This is a genomic window from Micromonospora sp. NPDC048894 (assembly GCF_040649765.1).
GTDB lineage: Bacteria > Actinomycetota > Actinomycetes > Mycobacteriales > Micromonosporaceae > Micromonospora > Micromonospora antibiotica.
Window position 1 is genome coordinate 489,101 of sequence record NZ_JBEZFY010000004.1, and the last position, 18,476, is coordinate 507,576.

Sequence of the window (18,476 nt, forward strand, 5' to 3'; positions counted from 1 at the left end):
TGCATGGCCGTCCCCGATCCGCACCGCGACCCGTCCGGCACCGTGTACGGCGCCCGGCGGGCCGCCCGCCCCGGTCTGCCCCGTGATCCGCTGATGCGGTTCGCGCTGGCCGCCGGGCTGGCCGGCGTACTGCTGGGGGTCTTCTTCGCCACCGGCGTGCTGGGCGGCGGCGACGGGCGGACCCAGCCGGTGGTGCCGGCCGCCGCTGCGCCGACCCCCGCTTCGCCGGCCACGGCGGCCCCGGAGACCAGCGCACCACCGGCGACCACCCCGCCGCCCTCGCCGACCCCGCCACCCACCACCCCGGCCACGTTCAGCGGGCCGACCGTGCTGCGGGCGGTCACCTCCGGCCTCTGTGTCGGCACCGACGGCGCGGGTGAGACGGCCACCGCCGAGTTGGCGCCCTGCACCGGTGGCGCGGAGCAGCGGTGGGTCGCCAACCCGGTCGCACCGGACCTGGTGACGCTCACCAACGCCGGGCACGGCCAGTGCCTCGACGTCGAGGGCGGCAGCGGTGACGACGGAGCCAGGATCCAGCAGTTCGGCTGCCACGGGCAGGCCAACCAGCAGTGGCGGCTGACCCCGGTCGGCACCGGCCCGGTCCTGCTGGTAGGCGTCCAGTCCGGCAAGTGCGTGCAGGTCAGGAATGACGGCACCGCGGCCGGCGACGACCTGGTGCAGGCCACCTGCACCGCGTCGGCCGGCCAACAGTGGGCCCTCGGCTGACGGGTGCGGCGGGGGTGGCCGTAGCCCGGTCGGCGCACCGGACCGACCTCGACCCCGCTGCCCGGCCGGCGGACCGGCGGCAGGCCCGACCGGCGTCGGTCAGCCTCGGTAGCTCCACGCCCCGGCGGGACGGGCCGGCAGCAGGAGCGGTGGTGGCAGCGACCGACGTCGGCGCAGCAGCAGCGACAGCACCGCGGCGCCGACCGAGAGCGCCCCCGCCACATACCAGGCCAGCGCGTAGTCACCGAGCCGGTCGCGGACCAGACCGGCGCCGGTCGCCGCGACCGCCGCCCCGAACTGGTGCGCGGCGAAGACCCAGCCGAAGACCACCGCCGCCGAGGCGCCGAAGTACTCCCGGCACAGGGCCACCGTCGGTGGCACGGTCGCCACCCAGTCGAGGCCGTAGAAGACGACGAAGACCAGCATGCTCGGCCCGGTGCCGCCGGTGAACAGGCTGGGCAGCAGCAACAGCGACAGACCGCGCAGCGCGTAGTAGCCGGCCAGCAGCAGCCGGCTGTCCACCCGGTCGGTGAGCCACCCCGAGGCCACGACGCCGACGATGTCGAAGAGCCCGACCAGGGCGAGCAGACCCGCCGCCGTGGTCTGCGGCATCCCGTGGTCGTGTGCGGCCGGCACGAAGTGGGTGCCGACCAGACCGTTGGTGGTCGCGCCACAGATCGCGAAGCCGCCGGCGAGCAGCCAGAACGGACGGGTCCGGGCGGCGGCGGTGAACGCGCCGACGGCCCGCGCGGCGGCCCCGCCGGCTGCCGGCGGCCGGGGCGTCACCTCGGTCGCGCCGTAGGCGGGCAGGCCGAGGTCCGCCGGGTGTTCCCGCAACCACCACACCACAAGTGGTACGACCGCCAGGGCGGCCCCGGCCACCACCAGTGCCGCCGCCCGCCAGCCGTGGTCGCGGACCAGCACCGCGAGCAGCGGCAGGAAGACCAGTTGACCGGCGGCCCCACCGGCGGTGAGCACCCCGGTCACCAGCCCTCGTCGGGCGACGAACCAGCGTCCGGTGACGGTGGCGACGAACGCCAGCGCCATCGACCCGGTGCCCAGCCCGACCAGGACACCCCAGCAGAGGATCAGCTGCCAGCTCGCCGTGATGAAGACGGTCAGGCCGCTGCCGAGCGCCACCAGTGCCAGCGCGCAGGTCACCACCCGGCGGATGCCGAACCGTTCCATCAGCGCGGCGGCGAACGGCGCGGTCAGGCCGTAGAGCAGCAGGTTGACCGAGACGGCGGCGGAGATGGTGGCCAACGGCCAGCGGAACTCGGCGTGCAGCGGGTGCAGCAGCACCGACGGGGTGGCGCGGAAGCCGGCCGCGCCGACCAGCGCGACGAAGGCGACGGCGGCCACGGTCCAGGCCGGGTGGAGACGACGGGCTCGGGTCACGCTCCGAGTCTCGGGGCCCACCCGACCTGCGACGAGTGGCCGGAAAGCCATCGTACGCAATAATCGGGCCATGACCCTCGTCCCGCACCGGATCGGCGTGCTCGCCCTCGACGGCGTCGTCGGCCTCGACCTGGGCACCCCGGCCCAGGTCTTCGGGGCCGCCTGCACCGCCGACCGGCAACCGCTCTACACCGTCGACACCTGCACCCCCGGCGGCCACCCGGTCCGCAGCTCCTCGGGTTTCCGGGTCCTCCCCGACCACGGGCTCGACCTGCTGACGACCGTCGCCACGGTGGTGGTGCCCGGCCTGCACGGCGGCCCGCCGATGACCGACGGCACCGTCGACCCGGCGGTGACCGTGGCCCTGCGGCAGGCCCACGACCGGGGCGTCCGGATCATGTCGATCTGCACGGGCGCGTTCGCGCTGGCCGCCGCCGGGCTGCTCGACGGGCACCGGGCCACCACCCACTGGGCGCACGTCGAACCGTTCCGCCGGCTGTACCCGCAGGTCGACCTCGACCCGGACGTGCTCTTCATCGACTCCGGCCAGGTGCTCACCTCGGCCGGGGTGGCCGCCGGGATCGACCTCTGCCTGCACGTCATCCGCAGTGACCACGGCAGCGAGGTCGCCAACCGGGCGGCCCGGCGGTGCGTGGTGCCGCCCTGGCGCGACGGCGGCCAGGCCCAGTACATCGAACGACCGGTGCCACGCAGCCCGGCCAGCGGCACGGCGGCCACCCGCGAGTGGGCCCGCCAACAGTTGCACGAGCCGGTCACCCTGCGGGAACTGGCCGCCCATGCCCGGATGAGCGTACGCACCTTCACCCGGCACTTCCGCTCGGAGACCGGGCTCAGCCCGGCACAGTGGCTGCTCCAGCAGCGCACCGACCACGCCCGGCTCCTCCTGGAGACCACCGACCTCACCGTCGACCAGGTGGCCCGTCGGGCGGGCTTCGGCACCACCGCCGCCCTGCGCCAGCACCTGCACACCCGGATCGGCGTCTCCCCCTCGACCTACCGGCGCACCTTCCGCCGCCCCCCACCCTCCGTCGATCATCCGGTGGTGGGGTCCGCCACGACCGCATGACCGACGCGGGGTGGGTGGGGGTCAGCTCGTGTGGCGGGAGCGGAGATAGTCGGAGACCACGTATTCGCCCAGGTCACCCAGGTCGGGGGTGAAGAGGCGACCCCGGGAGCGCTTGGCGACGGCATCCATGAAGCGGCGCAGGCCGGGGTCGTCGCCCAGCAGGAACAGGTTGAGGGTGACACCGGCGCGGGCCAGCCGGTCCACCTCGCGGATGGTCGCCTGGACCGTCTCGGGCAGCGTCGGCCAGTGGAAGTACGCCTCACCGTCGTCCGGGTCGAGATGCGCGGTCGGCTCACCGTCGGTGACCACCAGCACCACCGGCTCGGCCCCCGGATGCCGGCGCAGGTGCCGGCCGGCCAGCCGCAACGCGTGCTGCAGGTTGGTGCCCTGCTCCATGTCCGGTTCCACCGCCGCCAGCTCCCGCTGGGTCAGCGTCACCGCCTCCCGACCGAACCCGACGATCTGCAACGCGTCCTGCGGGAACCGGGTCGCCATCAGGTGCGACAGGGCCAGCGCCGTCTGCTTCATCGGCCCCCACCGCCCCTGCGACACCATCGAGTACGACAGGTCCACGCAGAGCGCCACCGCCGCCGACGCCCGCCGTTCCGTCTCCACCACCTCGAAGTCCTCGACGGCGAGCTGGAGCGGCACGGTGGGGCCGGCCCGGCGGACCGCCCGGGTGAGCGTGCGCACCACGTCCAACGGCTGCTCGTCGCCGTACTCCCACTGCCGGGAGGCGCCGCTGACCTCGCCGGCCGCCCCGGCCGTACGCAGGTCGTGCTGGCCGCGCGGGCCGGCGGTGAGGTCGGCGAAGACCCGGCGCAGCGCGGTCCCGGCCAACCGGCGCAACGCCTTCGGGCTGAGCGTCAACCCGTCGGCGTCCCGGCCCACCCAGCCCTGCCGGCGCAGCTCCCGCTCCAGCTCCCGCAGCCGGCGTACGTCGTCGGCGGCGTCGCGGCCCAACGTCCGGGCGACCGCCTCGACGTCCACGTCGTCCAGGGTGGCCCCCGGCTGCTGCTGGTCGAGGGAGTCGAGCAGCTCGTCCAGCTCGGCGATCTCGTCCAGCGCCCCCGTCGCCTCGCCGTAGCCGAGCGGCTGGTCGCCCCGGACCCGCTCGCCGCGCTGCCAGTTCAGGTCGGGGCGCAGGGCGCGCAGGTGGGCGTCGAGGGCGGACAGCTCACCGGCGAGCCGGTCACCGAGCGACTGCCGCATCAGCCCGGCCAGCTCCTCGCGCTGCCGGTCGGACAGCGACCGCATCAGCCGCTCACCGGCCGCCGACCGGCGGGCCAGCACGTCGACCAGTTCGTCGACGGTGCCCGGCTGCTCCGGGAAGAACTCGCCGTGCCGGCGCATGAACTCGGCGAACGCGTCGGTGGTGTCCTCCGCACGGGCGTGCCGGGCCAGCAGGTCGTTGAGGTCCCGCATCATCTCGGCGAGCTGCACCTGCACGGCCGGGTCACCGGCGGCCCGCGCGGCGTCGCGCAGCCCGGCGAACCGCTGCTCCAGCACCTCCCCGCGCAGCCCGTCGAGGATCCGCTGGTACACCTGCCGGGCCTCGTCGCTGGTCCACCGGTAGCCGGCCAGCTCCTGCACCGCACGGGCGGTGGACCGGGGCAGGTTGTCCAGCACCGTCTCGGCGAACCGGGCGTCGTCGTCGGTGCGCTCACGCAGCGCGTCCCGCTCCGCCGCGAGGGCCTGGTCGAGCAAAGCCCGGGACCGGGTCACCGCGCCGTCCAGGTCACCCCGGCGCAGCGCCTCCCGGCGCAGCCGGCGGGCCCGGGCGGCCAGGTCGTCCAGGCCGCCCCGGCCCTGCGGGCCACGACGCAGCAGATCCCGCAGCGCCTCCCGCAGACTGCCGCCGGCCAGCACCTCCGCGCCGACGGAGTCCACGGCGGCACGCACGTCGTACGGCGGGGCGAGCGGATCGGGGCCGCCCTGCCACTGGCCGTACCGGAACCGGTTGCCGGCCATCCTCAGCTCCGACCGCCGTAGACGGTACGACCGGAATCGGTGACGTCCTTGCCGAGCCGGCGGGTCAGGTGCAACCCCTCCAGCACGAACTCGACCCCGGCGGCGGCCTGCTCCGGGGTGGGCGCGTCGCCCAGCCCCAACCGGTCCAGCGCCTTGGCCAGCCCCGGCACGGTGCCGACCTGGCGCAGCAGCTCCGCCGAGGAGACCAGCTCACCGGTCTCGATGACCGCCCCCTCGGCGACCAGCGCGGTGAAACCGGAGAGGTCCAACCCGGCCAGCCGGGCCAGGAACGTCTCGGCGGTGGCGGCCCGCAGCAGGTGGGCCAGGACCTCGATCTCCCGCCCCTCCTCGCCACTTTCGAACTCCACCTTGCCGCGCAACGTCGAGGTCACCGACACCGCGTCGCCGACCCGGGCGACCGGCTGCTCGGGCCGTACCGTGGCGTCGCCGGCACCCGACGCGGAGCCGGCGGCCGACGCGCCGGCGGGGCCGGCGAGCAGGCCGGCGCGGCGCAACGCGGCGGCGGCGACCGTCTCGGCGGCGGCGATGGCGAACCGGGCGGAGACGCCGGAGCGCGGGTCCACCGACGGCGACTCGCGCACCGCGCGGGCGAACCGGGCCAGCACCTCCAGCACGTGCTCCGGCACCTCGGCGACCATGTCGGCCTCCTGGCGGATCAGGGCCAGCTCCAGCTCCAGGTCGACCGGGTAGTGGGTGCGGACCTCCGCACCGAACCGGTCCTTGAGCGGGGTGATGATCCGGCCCCGGTTGGTGTAGTCCTCCGGGTTGGCGCTGGCCACCAGGAACAGGTCCAGCGGCAGCCGCAGCTGGTAGCCGCGGACCTGGATGTCCCGCTCCTCCAGCACGTTGAGCAGCGCCACCTGGATCCGCTCGGCCAGGTCGGGCAGCTCGTTGACGGCGAAGATGCCCCGGTTGGTGCGCGGCACCAAACCGAAGTGGATGGTCTCCGGGTCACCGAGGGTACGACCCTGGGCGATCCGGATCGGGTCGACGTCACCGATCAGGTCACCCACGCTGGTGTCCGGGGTGGCCAGCTTCTCGCCGTACCGCATCGAACGGTGCAGCCAGCCGATCGGCAGGTCGTCGCCGGCCTCGGCGACCGACGCGCGGGAGGCCGGGGTGAGCGGGTGCAACGGGTGCTCGTTGAGCACCGAGCCGGGCAGCACCGGGGTCCACTCGTCGAGCAGCGCCACCAGCGCGCGGATCAGTCGGGTCTTGCCCTGGCCGCGTTCGCCGAGCAGCACCATGTCGTGGCCGGCGAGCAACGCCCGCTCGACCTCGGGAAGCACGCTGTCGTCGTAGCCGACGATGCCGGGGAAACGGTCCTCGCCGGAGCGCATCCGGGCCAGGAGGTTGTGGCGGAGTTCCTGCTTGACGGTCTGGTACCGGTGTCCGGCGGCGCGCAGTGCGCCGAGGGTGCCCGGCAGGTCGGCGGGCGGGACCGGGAGAGCCTGGTTGGGCGCAGTCACCCGACCCACGCTAGCGCGGTCGGGCCCCCTGTGCCGCCGGACCGGGATCGCTCTTCCGACATGCCGGCCCGGGCCCGGGCAGCGGGGCTAGGGTCGACGGCGTGACCTACCTCGCCGCTGACGACCGCTACGACCAGCTGACCTACCGCCGCAGTGGGCGCAGTGGCCTGCGACTGCCCGCCATCTCGCTCGGGTTGTGGCACAACTTCGGGCCCGACCGCCCCTTCGCCCGCCAGCGGGACATCGTCTGCCGGGCGTTCGACCTCGGTGTCACCCACTTCGACCTGGCCAACAACTACGGCCCACCGCCCGGCGCGGCGGAGGAGGCGTTCGGACGGCTGCTCGCCACCGATCTGAAGCCGTACCGCGACGAGCTGGTGGTGTCCAGCAAGGCCGGCTACCTGATGTGGCCCGGCCCGTACGGCGAGTGGGGCTCCCGCAAGTACCTGATCTCCTCGCTGGACCAGTCGCTGCGGCGGATGGGCCTGGACCACGTCGACATCTTCTACTCCCACCGTTTCGACCCGGACACCCCGCTGGAGGAGACGATGGGCGCGTTGGACGCCATCGTCCGGTCCGGTCGGGCGCGCTACGTCGGCGTCTCCAACTACGACTCGGAGCAGACCACGCGGGCCGCCGCGATCCTGCGTGACCTGGGTACGCCCCTGCTGATCAACCAACCGTCGTACTCGATGTTCAACCGGTGGACCGAGGCCGACGGGTTGCTCGACACGCTGGCCGAGGTCGGTGCGGGCTGCATCGCCTACAGTCCGCTGGCCCAGGGGCTGCTCACCGACCGCTACCTCGACGGCATCCCCGCCGACTCCCGGGTGCGCACCAGCGTCTTCCTCGACGAGAACGACGTGACCGAGGAGAAGCTGGCCACGATCCGGGGCCTCGCCGGGATCGCCGGGCGGCGGGGGCAGACGTTGGCCCAGCTCGCGCTCGCCTGGGCGCTGCGTGACCCCCGGATGACCAGCGTGATCATCGGGGCGAGCAGCGTGGCCCAACTGGAGGGCAACATCGCCGCCGTACGCCATCTCGACCTCACCCCCGACGAGCTGACCGAAATCGATCATCTCCTCCCCTGACCCGCCGGGGGGTGACCGCCGGGCGAGGCCGGGGGCGACCGTGGTGACGGGGCAGAGACGGACGTCGCGGCGGGACCGCCGCGGATGCCCGGACGAGGCGCGTCGGCTGAAGTAGCGGTATCCCTGCCTGGGGATACCGCTACCTGGGCGACGTTGCGTGGATCATGCGGGCCCGGGTGGCCCGCACGGCGGGCTCACCAGATGCGGCGGCGGCCGGCACGGTGGTTGCGGACGCCACACGGCCGGCCGGGCGGCACGGGAGCCGGTCGGCGCAGCCGGGTCGCCACCGCCGCCACCAGCAGTACGGTCACCACCACCGCCGCGCCCACGACCAGCCGCAGGTTGCCGCCCCCGACCTGGGTCACCGACGCCACCGGCACGCCGGCCTCCTCCCCCGCGCCGCCGGACCCGTCGACGTCCGACGTGGCGTCGGTGGGGGCCACCGGGTCAGGGTCGGCACCGGTCGCCGCAGCGGTCGACGACGGGGTCGGGGCGGTGTCCGTCGGGGTGGCCGCGAGCACCCTGCCCGCCGATCGGAACAGCACGTCCGAGCAGGAATAGTAGGTGTCCGGGGTGTCGGAGTTCTGCCACACCGTGTAGATCAGGTGCCGGCCGGTCAACCCGGCGGGCAACCGCCCCGGAATCTGGTACGACCCGTCCCGCAACGGCGGGTCGGTCACCGACAGGAACGGGATCGTGTCGAGGTCGGCCCAGCGCAGCGGCGTCCGCGGGTCGTACCCGGAGCGGGTGGTGTAGAGCCGGAAGGTGCCCTTGTGCGGGATCGTGCCCCGGTAACGGAACGTGTACCTCGCCCCGGCGGTCAGCTCCGTCGCCGGCCAGTCGGCCCGGGCCAGGTCCAACCCCCGGTAGGCGGAGAGCCCGCCGCTGCACAGCTCACCGTCCGGGATGCGTTCCCGGTCCCGGCCGGCCACGCCGTACACCCGGATGTTGTCCCACTCGCGCAGCGCCGCGCCCGCCGACACCGCGGCCAGGCAGGCCGGCGTGGAGACGTGCGGCCCTTCCGGGCCACAGGCCGCCGAACGGCTCAGCGGGCTGGTCGGAGCGCCGTGCGCGGCGGCGGGAGCCGCCGGGAGCAGCACGGTCACCGCCACGACCGCGAGCGCGGCGAACGTTCGGCGTACGGTCATCTGGTCGACCTCCCGCCCTTGGTACGGATGCGGGCGGGCAAAGGTTCGACGATCCGACGCGTCGTGCCGGCGGCGGGGCCGCGACGGAGACCGGTTCGCTCTACAGTGACCGCACTTCCCGCATCAAGGAGCACACCGTGTCCGAGCCGGAGCCGACGAAAGACTCCCCGGGGGGCAGCCCACCGCCGCCCGGGTCCCCGCCCGCCGACGGGGTGCCCCATCTGCTGACCATGCCCACCGTGGCGGGGATGCCCCCGGCCATCAGGTGGCCCGGTCGGGAGGGTGAGCCCGGGTGGGCCATCCCCGTCCAGATCCCGGACGGCACCCTCGGGTACGCCATCTTCCTGCCGCTGGTGCCGGCAGGCGACGTCACTCCGGTCGCGGTCCCGCCCGCCGTCGCGCCGGCCGACCACGCAGACGGCAACCCCACCGCGCCGCCCGGCGACGAACCGGCCGGTGGGCCGGCTCCCGGTGCGTCGGCTCCCGGTGTGTCGGCTCCCGGTGTGTCGGCGGCGACTGCGTCCGGTGGGTCGGTGGTCGGCGGGCAGGCCAGGTCGGTGACCGTCCCGGCACCACGCACCGCCGCCACCCCGACCGGCAGCACTCCAACCGCCGCCACCACGGCCGGTGGCACCACGGCCGATGGCACCACGGCCGATGGCACCACGGCCGATGGCGCTCCGACCCCACCGACCTCGACGGTGGGCGACCCGCAGCCCGGCACCGGCCAACCCGCGACGCCCGCCACCAGCGGGCCCACGCCGCCCGGCACCGGCCAACCCGCGACACCCGCCACCAGCGGGCCCACGCCGCCCGGGGCCGGCCAACCCGCGACGGCCGGCGGCGGCACGGCGACGCCGGGCGCGGCCAGCCAGCCCGCGACGCCCCGCACCGGCGGGACGGCGACCCCCGGGCCCGACCGACCCGAGGCCGGCCAGCCCGCGACGCCCCGCACCGGCGGGACGGCGACGGCGGGGCCCGGTTGGCCCGGGACGCCCGGGCCGGCGGCCGGTGGGCGGCCGGCTCCGCACTGGGGTGGCCCACCGACGGGCTGGCACCCGACCTCACCCCCGCCGTCGTTCCTCAGCACCCGGTGGCCCGGCCCCCGGCCCGCCACCGGGTGGGCGGTGCCGGCGGGGGTTCTGGCCGGGGCGTTGGGCGTGGCGTTCTTCGTGCCCCTGAGCCGCACCGGCATCGGCTGGTTCCTCGGCTGGTTGATCCTGACCGTCGGGGTGGTCGCCGCCGTCCGCCGCAGCACCGGGACGCTGACCCGCACCGATCGTCTGATCCGGGGTGGCTGGGCGGCGGGCGCGTTGGCGTTGCTGGCCGTGCTGGCCTTCCGCAACGCCTGGTGGTTGGTGACCTTCTGCGTGCTCGGGGCGCTGGGCTGTGCGACGTTGGCCATCGTGGGCGGAAGACAGGTCCGTTCGATCCTGTTCAGCCTGGTCGCGGCCCCGTTCGCGGCGCTGCGCGGGCTGCCCTGGGTACGCCGGCACGTGAGCACCACCGGCTCCGGCCAGCTGGTGCCCCGGGTCGTCGGATCGGTCGCCGCCACCGCCGTGGTGCTGCTCGTCTTCGGGCTGCTGCTCTCCTCCGCCGACGCCGCCTTCGACCAGGTCCTCGGCGCGATCGTGCCCGAGATCAACGCCGGTACGGTGTTCCGCTGGCTCTTCCTGGCCGTGGTGGGTGGGCTGATCGCGGTCGCCGCCACCTACACCCTGGCCGCCCCGCCGGACCTGTCGACGGTCGACCGGGAGGGTCGACGTCACTGGGGGACCCTGGAGTGGGCGCCGGCCATCGCCGCCCTGACCCTGCTCTTCGTCGGCTTCGTCGCGGTGCAGTTCACCGTGCTCTTCGGCGGGCAGCGGCACGTCCTGCGCACCGCCGGCCTGAGCTACGCCGAGTACGCCCGCAGCGGGTTCTGGCAGCTGACCGTGGTCACGCTGCTGACCGTGGCGGTACTGGGCGGGGTCAGCCGGTGGGCCCGCCGGGAGACCAGGGTCGAACGGGTCCTGCTGCGGGTCCTGCTCGGACTGATCAGCGCGCTCAGCGTGGTGATCGTGGTGTCGGCACTGTCCCGGATGTACACCTACCAGAAGGTCTACAGCTTCACCGGTGAGCGGATCTTCGTGATGGCCTTCGAGCTGCTGCTCGGCGCGGTCTTCCTGATGATCCTGGTGGCGGGGGTGCGGTGGCGGGGCCGGTGGATCCCCGGCGTCACCGTCGGGCTGGCCGTGGTGATGCTGCTCAGCCTGGCCGTGCTCAACCCGGAGGACTACGCGGCCCGCCGCAACATCGCCCGCTACGAACAGACCGGCAAGATCGACGCCTGGTACCTGCGGGCGCTCTCCGCCGACGCCACCCCCGCCCTGGCCAACCTGCCGGACCGGGTCCGCCGCTGCACGCTGAGCTGGATCGACGACGACCTCGCCGAGCCCGACCCGTGGTACGCCTGGAACCTGGGCCGCAGTCGGGCCCGTGCGGAGCTGGACCGGCTGGGCCCCCGCGCGATCGGCGGGCAGAAGGACTGCAAGGCCGCCGACCAGTTCGACCTGCCGAAGACCCGACGCACCCCGCGCTGACCCCCACCCGCTGCCCGGCCCGGTGACGCACCGGCCGGGCAGCGGCGTCAGGTGGGCCCGGCGATGGCGCGGGCGGGCCACCACCGGACTGCCGGCAGACGTTTTCCGCCCGCCCAGGCAACCCCCGGCCCCGGACCCCGCGTGACTATCTCGAATCGGTGATCGGAGGCCTGGATGGGTGATCGCGACACGGCGTTCGCGGCGTACTTCGCGGCGCGGTCGGAGGCGATACGCGGCACCGCGTACCTGCTCTGCGGCGACTGGCACCGGGCGGAGGACCTGGTGCAGACCGCGTTCACGAAGCTCTACCTGGTCTGGAACCGGGTGTCCCGGCACGAGGTGCTGGACGCCTACGTACGCCAGATCCTGGTCCGGACGTTCCTCGACGAACGGCGGCGCGGCTGGTGGCAGCGGGAACGGGTGGGCGACGAGCAGACCGACCGGCCGACGCCCCCCGAGTCACCGGAGACCCGGTCGCCACCCGGCCGCCGTCGTTGAGTGTGGACGCCGCGCTGCGTTCCGGCCGCCGGGCCCGGGTACGCCGTCGTGCCACCTGGGCCGGCGTCGGGTTGACGGCGGCGCTGCTGGCGGTGGTCGGGGTCGGGGCCATCGGGGCCGTCGGCGCACCCGGCTCCGACGGGTTCACCCCGGGCGTCGGCCCCGTCCCGCCGCCGTCGGTGCACGACACCAAACCGGCCTGGCCGACCGGGCCGGACGGTCGGCCCCAGGAGGACCGGACGGCCCGGGCCGGCACCCGGTACGACCAGGCGGCCCGGCTGCTCGACGACCTCGTCGCGGTGGTGCCGGCCGGCTACACCGTGCCGGCGGACCCGGCGAACCCCCCGGCCGGCCAGCCACTGCTGCGCGACCACCAGGCACAGTTCGCCGACAGGGTGGACGGCGTCGAGGTGTGGAGCTACACGTCCTCGCTCACCCTGCAGCAGGGGCAACGGATGGGCCGGTTGCTCGTCGAGGTGCACAGTGCCGGTAACCAACTGCCGACCGAGCCGTGCCCGCTGGCCCGGCAGTTCTGGGGCATGCCGGGCGACTGCGAGGTGGTGACCGTCGGGGCGGCGCAGGTCGGCGTGGTGGTCCGCCCCGGCGACGACGACCGGTTCGACCAGTGGGCGGCGTACCGGCATCCGGACGGGGTGGTGGTCTTCGTGGCGCAGTCGCGGCGGCTCGGCGACGGGCAACCGGAACTGGCCGCGCTGCCGTTCACGGTGGATCGACTCGCGGCCCTCGCCGCCGACGACCGGTTCCAGGTGCGCTGACCCGACGTGACCGGGATGAGCGGGTGGCCTGATTGGCGGCGGCCATCCGCAATTCCAGCATCCGTCCGATCATCCGCCCGATCACCGCCGATGGCGCATTTCCCCTGGTAGGACAGTATTCGATCAGCCGGAAAACGGCTGTCAACGGAAACCTCGGAGAAACGGGGGCTGGTTAGCGTTCGCGATCGTTGAACGCTCAACTCGCTCCGAGGAGAATCCTTTGACGGTACGAACATCGAGGAGCATGCGCGTACTCCTCCCGGTGATCGTCGCGATGACCGCCCCGCTGGCGCTGGCGGCACCGGCCGCCGCGGCGTCACCCACCGTGGTCGCACCGCCCCCGGCGTCCACGACCGACCTGCCCGACCCGACGGCCCGTGGCCCTTTCGGCCACCAGGCCGTCCAGGAGGCCAGGTTCGGCCTCGCCAGCATCCAGGAACCGAACTCCTCAGGCGCCGACCCGACGGCCGGGACCGCGCAGGCCCCGGAGCGGATCGAGATCCGGGGCCAGCTTTACACACCGGACTTCACCCGACGCACCGCGCCGTCGCCGGTGCTCGTGCTGGTGCACGGCAACCACGGTTCGTGCGACTCGGGCCAGGACACCGCCCAGCTCACCTGCGCCCAGTTCAAGCACAACGAGAACGGCTACGCCTACCTCGCGGAGAACCTCGCCACCTGGGGTTACACCACCTTCTCGGTGTCCCAGGACCAGCTGATGATGCGGCAGGACGGCAACAAGGGCAAGGGCATGCACAGCCGCCGGATGCTCATCGCCGCCACCCTGGACGCGCTGAGCGCGGCGAACCGCCCCGGTGGGCTGCCGGTCGACGCGCACACCACCGTCGGCACCACCCTCGCCGGCCGCCTCGACCTGACCCGCATCGGCCTGATGGGCCACTCGCGCGGTGGTGACGCGGTCTCCAGCTTCATCGACTACAACCGCATCCGCACCGACGGGCCGCGTTACCCGCTGCGTGGGGTGATCTCGCTCGCCCCGGTGGACTACGAGCGCAAGGCCCCGTACGGGATGCCGTACCTGTCGATCCTGCCGATGTGCGACGGTGACGTGTCCAACCTGCAGGGCGCGCGGCTGTTCGAACGCAGCCAGTACGTCAACCCGGGCGACCCGTTCCCCCGCATCCAGGTGGAGCACCTCGGGGCGATCCACAACTGGTACAACACCGTCTGGTACGCCGACGGCGGCGCGGACGGCCAGGCCAACAACGACGCGGCCTGCGGCAACTCGGCGCCGTTCGCGACGAACAACATCCACCCGCACAACCTGCGGCTCAGCGGCGCGGCCAGCTACACCGACCCCGACCTGAACTACGCCATCGACAACTCCGACCCGCTGAACCCGGCCGTGAACACCAAGTTCTCCGGCGATCCGGCCCGGATGGGCGACCAGGAGAAGCTGGGGCTGGCGACGATGGCGGCGTTCTTCAGGCGGTACGTCGGCGGCGAGGGCGCGTTCCAGCCCTACCTGACCGGCGAGCTGGCGAACACCCCCGGCGGGTTGCAGGTCCCCGCGTCGGCCTGCCCGACCAGCCCGTCCGGCACGGCGATCGGATGCAACGAGCGGGTCAACACCAGCTACTTCGCCGCACCGCAGGAACGGGTGGACGTGATCCGGCCCGAGGTGAACAACCCGCTCACCCGCAACGCCCTCGGCGGCACCCTGACCGGCACCGGCTTCGCCGACCCGTACGCGCAGGCCGCCGGGGTCACCCCGAAACCGGCGAGCACCCTCGGCGGGTACGACTGGTGCAACCCGGAGCCGCAGGACTTCGCCCCGGCGCAGCTCGGGAAGACCGGGTTGCCGACCGCCGCCAAGCCCTGCCCGCTGCCGACGGCGGGCGCGCTCGGCGGGCAGAACGGCACCCGGGAGAACAGCCCGATCAACCACTCCTACGGCCGACAGCTCACCCTCGCCTGGGAGCCGGGCTCGACCGCGTCCCTGACCGCCGCGATCCCGGCCGCGTCCGCCGACGTACGGCACCTGAAGGCGCTGGCCATGAGCGCCGCCGTCAACTTCTTCGACACCCGCAACCCGGGGGCCGACAACCGGGGCGACAACACCCGGGACACCACCGTCAACGGCACCCCGACGAACCCGGTGTGGCCCAACGAGAAACCCACGTCGTACGACCCGGCCTCGACGACCCAGCGGTTCGTGATCGCGCTGCGCGACGCCGCCGGTCACGAGGGGACCGTAGACGCCGGTGACCCCCGCTGGGGCAACGCCCTGCACATGTCGACCGGCACGAACACCCCGAACACCCACATCGTCCTGGACCAGATCCGGGTCCCGCTGGCCGAGTTCGCGGCGCAGGGCGTCGACGTCGGCGCGCTGGCGAAGCTGGAACTCCGGTTCGGGGTGGGCGACCTGCCGAAGTCCGGCTCGATCGAGCTGGCCGACGTACGCTTCCAGGAATCCGACGCGGGGGCGCGGCTCCTGTCGGACGGCGACCGGGCCGACGGCGCGGGTCACGGCCCGTCCGCCCTCGGCGGCCCCGACCCGGCGACCTACCTCGCCGGTTACGACAACACCCCGGGCACCGTCGCGCTCGTCGACCCGGTGGCCAACCCGCAGGGCAACACCACCTGGACTGTCGACGACGACCGCAAGCAGTGCCCGACGGCGGACTTCACCTCGATCCAGCGGGCCGTCGACTTCGCGTCGCCGTGGGACACCATCGTGGTCTGCGCGGGTGTCTACCAGGAGTCGTCGACACCGGTGAACCACGCGTCCAACCCGATGCAGACCGGTGCCCGCAACGGCCTGACCATCACCAAGCCCCTGAAGATCAAGGGGGCCGGCGCGGACAAGGTCACCATCAAGCCGGACCCGTCGCTGGGCAACCTGGCCGGCGACCAGCCGTACCTGCGTGACGGCGGCGGCAACGTGATCACCGTGTCCCGGCAGTCGCTCGGCTCGACCGACACCAACGAGATGTTCCTCGACCTCTCCGGCGTGACGGTCACCTCCGGCGACGTCTGGGCCGAGGCGGGTATCGCGTTCTTCGGCGCGGCCGGCCGGGTCGCCGACAGCGTCGTCGGCCCGCTGCGGGTCGCGACCACCGACGAGGAACTCGTCGCGCACCCGCACGGCTGGGGCATCGTCAAGACCGGCATCATCCGGGGGGCGGGCACCGGCACCGTCGAGAGCGAGCTGACCGTCACCGGCAGCGTGGTCAGCGGCTACCAGTCCGGGGGCATCCTCTTCGACGGCGCGCGGGGCCGCGACGGCACCCCCGAGACCACCGTCCGCTCCGGCATCCGCCAGCACGGGTACGTGACCGACACCGTGGTCACCGGCGAGCCGAACAGCCGGTTCCCGCAGACCGGCATCGCGTACACCAGCGGGACGGACGGTTTCGTCAACACCAGCCGGATCACCGGGAACTACTTCGCGCCCGCGCCGTCGCGGTCGTACGGCATCCTGCTGACCGACGCCGGCACCGAGACGGCCGGGGCGCTCACCGGCACCCGCAACGTCCTCACCGGCAACGGCTTCGCCGTCTACAACGCCAACGCCGACAACACCGCGGTACGCGAGGGCGCACCGTTCGCGCTGACCGGCAGCTACCTCGGCAGCGGGCAGCCGGTGCCGGGCGGTCCGGCGGTCCCGGCCACCGGCATCGAGGCGATCTCCGGCGTGGACGGCACCGGCAGCGCCACGGTCACCGTCACCAAGCGCCGACCGACCCCGCCACCGGCGGTGCCGACCACGGTGGGTCGGGTCGCCGACGCCGCACCCTCCGCCGAGCTGGCCGACCCGGGACGCGGGGCGGTGTTCCAGGTCGGGTCGACGGTGCACCCGCTGATCCGGGGCACCGACGACTTCGCCATCGCCTCGACGAGCCTGTTCGTCAACGGCACCCTGGTCGGCACCAGCACCACCGCCCCCTACCTGTTCGACTGGACACCGGCGGCGAAGGACGCCGGCAAGCAGGTCAGGTTCCAGGCGATGGTCGTCGACTCGTCCGGGCAGTCGACGCTGTCCAAGCCGGTCGTCGGCACGGTCGATCCTGCGACCCCGGCACCGACCGTACGGATCGGGTCGGTGCAGGCCGACCCCACCTCGGGGACGGCGACGCTCACCGCGACGGTCAACACGGCCGGCACCCTCACCCTCACCGGTGAGAAGGTCAACGCGGTCACCCGCCAGGTGGCCAAGGCCAACACGGTGACGGTGACCGTGACGGTCGCGCCCGCGTACCGGCAGACCCTGGTCAGGACCGGTCGGCTCGACGTGACGTTCACTGTCTGGTTCACCAACGCGGCAGGTCAGAGCCCGGTTGAGACGGTGCAGGTGACCCTGATCAGGTCGTGACGGCCCAGCACTGAGGGGAGGGATCCCGGAGGATCCCTCCCCTCGGCACGTGTACCGGCAGGCCGCGTCGGACCGGGTCTGTCAGTTAGCCGATCGAACCGACGATCTGGTATCTCCTATCTGGATCATACGTACGTCTGGCGGTCGACGCCTGCACCGGTGCGACCCCGCACCTGGTCACCGGCCGGCTGATCTGTAGGCCAGGAACGGAGCAACGATGGACGCGGACGAGCACAGCGAGGGCCCTTCCAACGCGATAGCCCGCCACTTCCAGAACCTGACCGTGAAGGTCATCCAGGACGGCGTCGGCCCGATCACCGGGTCGATCCCCTACGCGGAGGCCCGCCTCGGCAAGGCCCTCCCGGCCTGCTCGATCGTCGACTCCGACGGGGCGCCCCTGCGTGACAACGCGAGCGAAGCGGCGATCGAGCGGGTGATCGATCGACTGATCAAGGAGTCGGTGGCTGCGGCGTCGACGAACGGGTTCGTCACCGGCCTGGGCGGTTTCGTGGCCATGCCCGTCACCCTCCCCGCGAACATCGCCGGATCACTGGTGATCAACGCACGACTCGTCGGGTCGATCGCGTACCTGCGGGGTTACGACATCTCGGACCCGCAATTCCAGACCTTCATCGTTCTCACCACGGCAGGTGGAACGCTGGCAGGCTCGCTCCAAGGGGCGGGAGTCAAGGTCGGGGCGAAGTTGACCGCTCAGATGATCAGGGCGATCCCGATGACCGCCATTCGGAAGATCAACGAACGGGTCGGCTTCATGCTTCTCGCCAAGTACGGCACGCAGCGTTCGGCCATCACGCTGGCCAAGGGCATCCCGATCGCGGGGGGCCTCGTCGGAGCCGGGATGGATGCCGCCCTCACCGCTCTGGTGGGCCGCGCGGCCAAGGCCAACTTCCCGGCATCCATCTGAGCCGCAGGGTTACAGCGCGACCAGGCCGACGAGAAGAGCGCGCCTGCCCTACCGCCCAGAACGGTCGATCCGCCGGAGCGGGGCTGCGGCCAGAACGGATCTGGCCGCCAACGCCGCAGGGGTAACTTCCGGGTTCAGGGTGCAGGTCAGCTCGTGGTGTCGGCCTTGAGGCCGGTCAGGAAGCTGGCCCAGGAGCGGCCGTCAAAGGCGAGCACCGGGCCGGTGCGGTCCTTGGTGTCGCGGACGTCCACCGCGCCATCGACGAACCGCACCTCGACGCAGGCCGCGTTGTTCGCGCTGCGGGAGGACTTGAACCAGCCACGATCGGGGGTGGGGAGAGCGGTCATCACGTCATCTCCTGGCGATCCGCCGGATCAACTCCAGCGATTCCGCCGAGTTTAACGCCCGCTCGCGTGCCTCGGCGAAGGTGACGACGTAGTCCGCG

Annotated in this window: 13 protein-coding genes; 8 read left to right on the top strand and 5 right to left on the bottom strand. The window is 73.3% G+C overall.

Annotated elements, in window-relative coordinates; all coding sequences use genetic code 11:
• The first annotated feature begins 3 nt into the window (after nt 1-3).
• A complete protein-coding gene (locus AB0C22_RS11805) occupies nt 4-726 on the top strand; it encodes an RICIN domain-containing protein (protein WP_357534811.1) in 723 nt (240 codons plus the stop codon).
• Between the two features lie 99 nt (nt 727-825).
• Here AB0C22_RS11805 and AB0C22_RS11810 read toward each other — a convergent pair whose 3' ends face one another.
• The gene (locus tag AB0C22_RS11810; RefSeq protein ID WP_357534813.1) at nt 826-2,124 is read right to left on the bottom strand and encodes an MFS transporter; all 1,299 of its coding nucleotides are present in this window, start codon (nt 2,122-2,124) and stop codon (nt 826-828) included.
• 70 nt (nt 2,125-2,194) lie between these two features.
• On the opposite strand from AB0C22_RS11810, the gene AB0C22_RS11815 reads away from it, so the two are divergent.
• Entirely contained in the window at nt 2,195-3,211 is a 1,017-nt protein-coding gene (locus tag AB0C22_RS11815) for a helix-turn-helix domain-containing protein (protein WP_357534815.1), read from the top strand.
• Between the two features lie 21 nt (nt 3,212-3,232).
• Here the strand turns inward: AB0C22_RS11815 and AB0C22_RS11820 are convergent, their stop codons facing one another.
• Both AB0C22_RS11820 and AB0C22_RS11825 read right to left on the bottom strand, forming a co-directional pair.
• Nucleotides 3,233-5,182, bottom strand: a complete 1,950-nt coding sequence (locus AB0C22_RS11820; RefSeq protein ID WP_219467496.1) for a VWA domain-containing protein — start codon at nt 5,180-5,182, stop codon at nt 3,233-3,235.
• 2 nt (nt 5,183-5,184) lie between these two features.
• Nucleotides 5,185-6,681 (bottom strand): magnesium chelatase, encoded by a 1,497-nt coding sequence (locus AB0C22_RS11825; RefSeq protein ID WP_357534817.1) that lies wholly within the window; start codon nt 6,679-6,681, stop codon nt 5,185-5,187.
• Nucleotides 6,682-6,773: 92 nt separating this feature from the next.
• Here AB0C22_RS11825 and AB0C22_RS11830 point away from each other — a divergent pair, with 92 nt between their 5' ends.
• Nucleotides 6,774-7,763, top strand: a complete 990-nt coding sequence (locus AB0C22_RS11830; RefSeq protein ID WP_219467494.1) for an aldo/keto reductase — start codon at nt 6,774-6,776, stop codon at nt 7,761-7,763.
• Between the two features lie 194 nt (nt 7,764-7,957).
• Here the strand turns inward: AB0C22_RS11830 and AB0C22_RS11835 are convergent, their stop codons facing one another.
• Nucleotides 7,958-8,911 carry a lytic polysaccharide monooxygenase gene (locus AB0C22_RS11835; protein ID WP_219467491.1) on the bottom strand — a complete coding sequence of 318 codons (954 nt, stop codon included), beginning with the start codon at nt 8,909-8,911 and terminating at the stop codon, nt 7,958-7,960.
• Nucleotides 8,912-9,048: 137 nt separating this feature from the next.
• Here AB0C22_RS11835 and AB0C22_RS11840 point away from each other — a divergent pair, with 137 nt between their 5' ends.
• The 5 genes from AB0C22_RS11840 to AB0C22_RS11860 all read left to right on the top strand — a co-directional run bounded on the left by AB0C22_RS11840 (nt 9,049) and on the right by AB0C22_RS11860 (nt 18,031).
• Complete coding sequence (locus AB0C22_RS11840) at nt 9,049-11,493, top strand: DUF4153 domain-containing protein (RefSeq protein WP_357534820.1); 2,445 nt, start codon at nt 9,049-9,051, stop codon at nt 11,491-11,493.
• Nucleotides 11,494-11,667: 174 nt separating this feature from the next.
• Complete coding sequence (locus AB0C22_RS11845) at nt 11,668-11,991, top strand: sigma factor (RefSeq protein ID WP_357534822.1); 324 nt, start codon at nt 11,668-11,670, stop codon at nt 11,989-11,991.
• A 2-nt stretch (nt 11,992-11,993) separates the two neighbouring features.
• Nucleotides 11,994-12,767: a hypothetical protein gene (locus AB0C22_RS11850; RefSeq protein ID WP_357534886.1), complete on the top strand. Its 774-nt coding sequence runs from the start codon at nt 11,994-11,996 to the stop codon at nt 12,765-12,767.
• A gap of 244 nt (nt 12,768-13,011) precedes the next feature.
• Nucleotides 13,012-17,106: an Ig-like domain-containing protein gene (locus AB0C22_RS11855; protein ID WP_357534824.1), complete on the top strand. Its 4,095-nt coding sequence runs from the start codon at nt 13,012-13,014 to the stop codon at nt 17,104-17,106.
• A gap of 217 nt (nt 17,107-17,323) precedes the next feature.
• Nucleotides 17,324-18,031, top strand: a complete 708-nt coding sequence (locus tag AB0C22_RS11860) for an EcsC family protein (RefSeq protein WP_357534826.1) — start codon at nt 17,324-17,326, stop codon at nt 18,029-18,031.
• Nucleotides 18,032-18,177: 146 nt separating this feature from the next.
• On the opposite strand, the gene AB0C22_RS11865 is transcribed toward AB0C22_RS11860, so the two are convergent.
• Nucleotides 18,178-18,378 carry a DUF397 domain-containing protein gene (locus AB0C22_RS11865; protein WP_219467478.1) on the bottom strand — a complete coding sequence of 67 codons (201 nt, stop codon included), beginning with the start codon at nt 18,376-18,378 and terminating at the stop codon, nt 18,178-18,180.
• Between the last annotated feature and the right edge of the window lie 98 nt (nt 18,379-18,476).

Excerpts from the sequence above, each read along its gene's own strand:
- AB0C22_RS11815 (WP_357534815.1), top strand. The coding sequence starts at position 2,195 with ATGACCCTCGTCCCGCACCGGATCGGCGTGCTCGCCCTCGACGGCGTC.
- AB0C22_RS11835 (WP_219467491.1), bottom strand. The coding sequence starts at position 8,911 with ATGACCGTACGCCGAACGTTCGCCGCGCTCGCGGTCGTGGCGGTGACC.
- AB0C22_RS11860 (WP_357534826.1), top strand. The coding sequence starts at position 17,324 with ATGGACGCGGACGAGCACAGCGAGGGCCCTTCCAACGCGATAGCCCGC.
- AB0C22_RS11845 (WP_357534822.1), top strand. The coding sequence starts at position 11,668 with ATGGGTGATCGCGACACGGCGTTCGCGGCGTACTTCGCGGCGCGGTCG.
- AB0C22_RS11865 (WP_219467478.1), bottom strand. The coding sequence starts at position 18,378 with ATGACCGCTCTCCCCACCCCCGATCGTGGCTGGTTCAAGTCCTCCCGC.
- AB0C22_RS11805 (WP_357534811.1), top strand. The coding sequence starts at position 4 with ATGGCCGTCCCCGATCCGCACCGCGACCCGTCCGGCACCGTGTACGGC.
- AB0C22_RS11820 (WP_219467496.1), bottom strand. The coding sequence starts at position 5,182 with ATGGCCGGCAACCGGTTCCGGTACGGCCAGTGGCAGGGCGGCCCCGAT.
- AB0C22_RS11855 (WP_357534824.1), top strand. The coding sequence starts at position 13,012 with ATGCGCGTACTCCTCCCGGTGATCGTCGCGATGACCGCCCCGCTGGCG.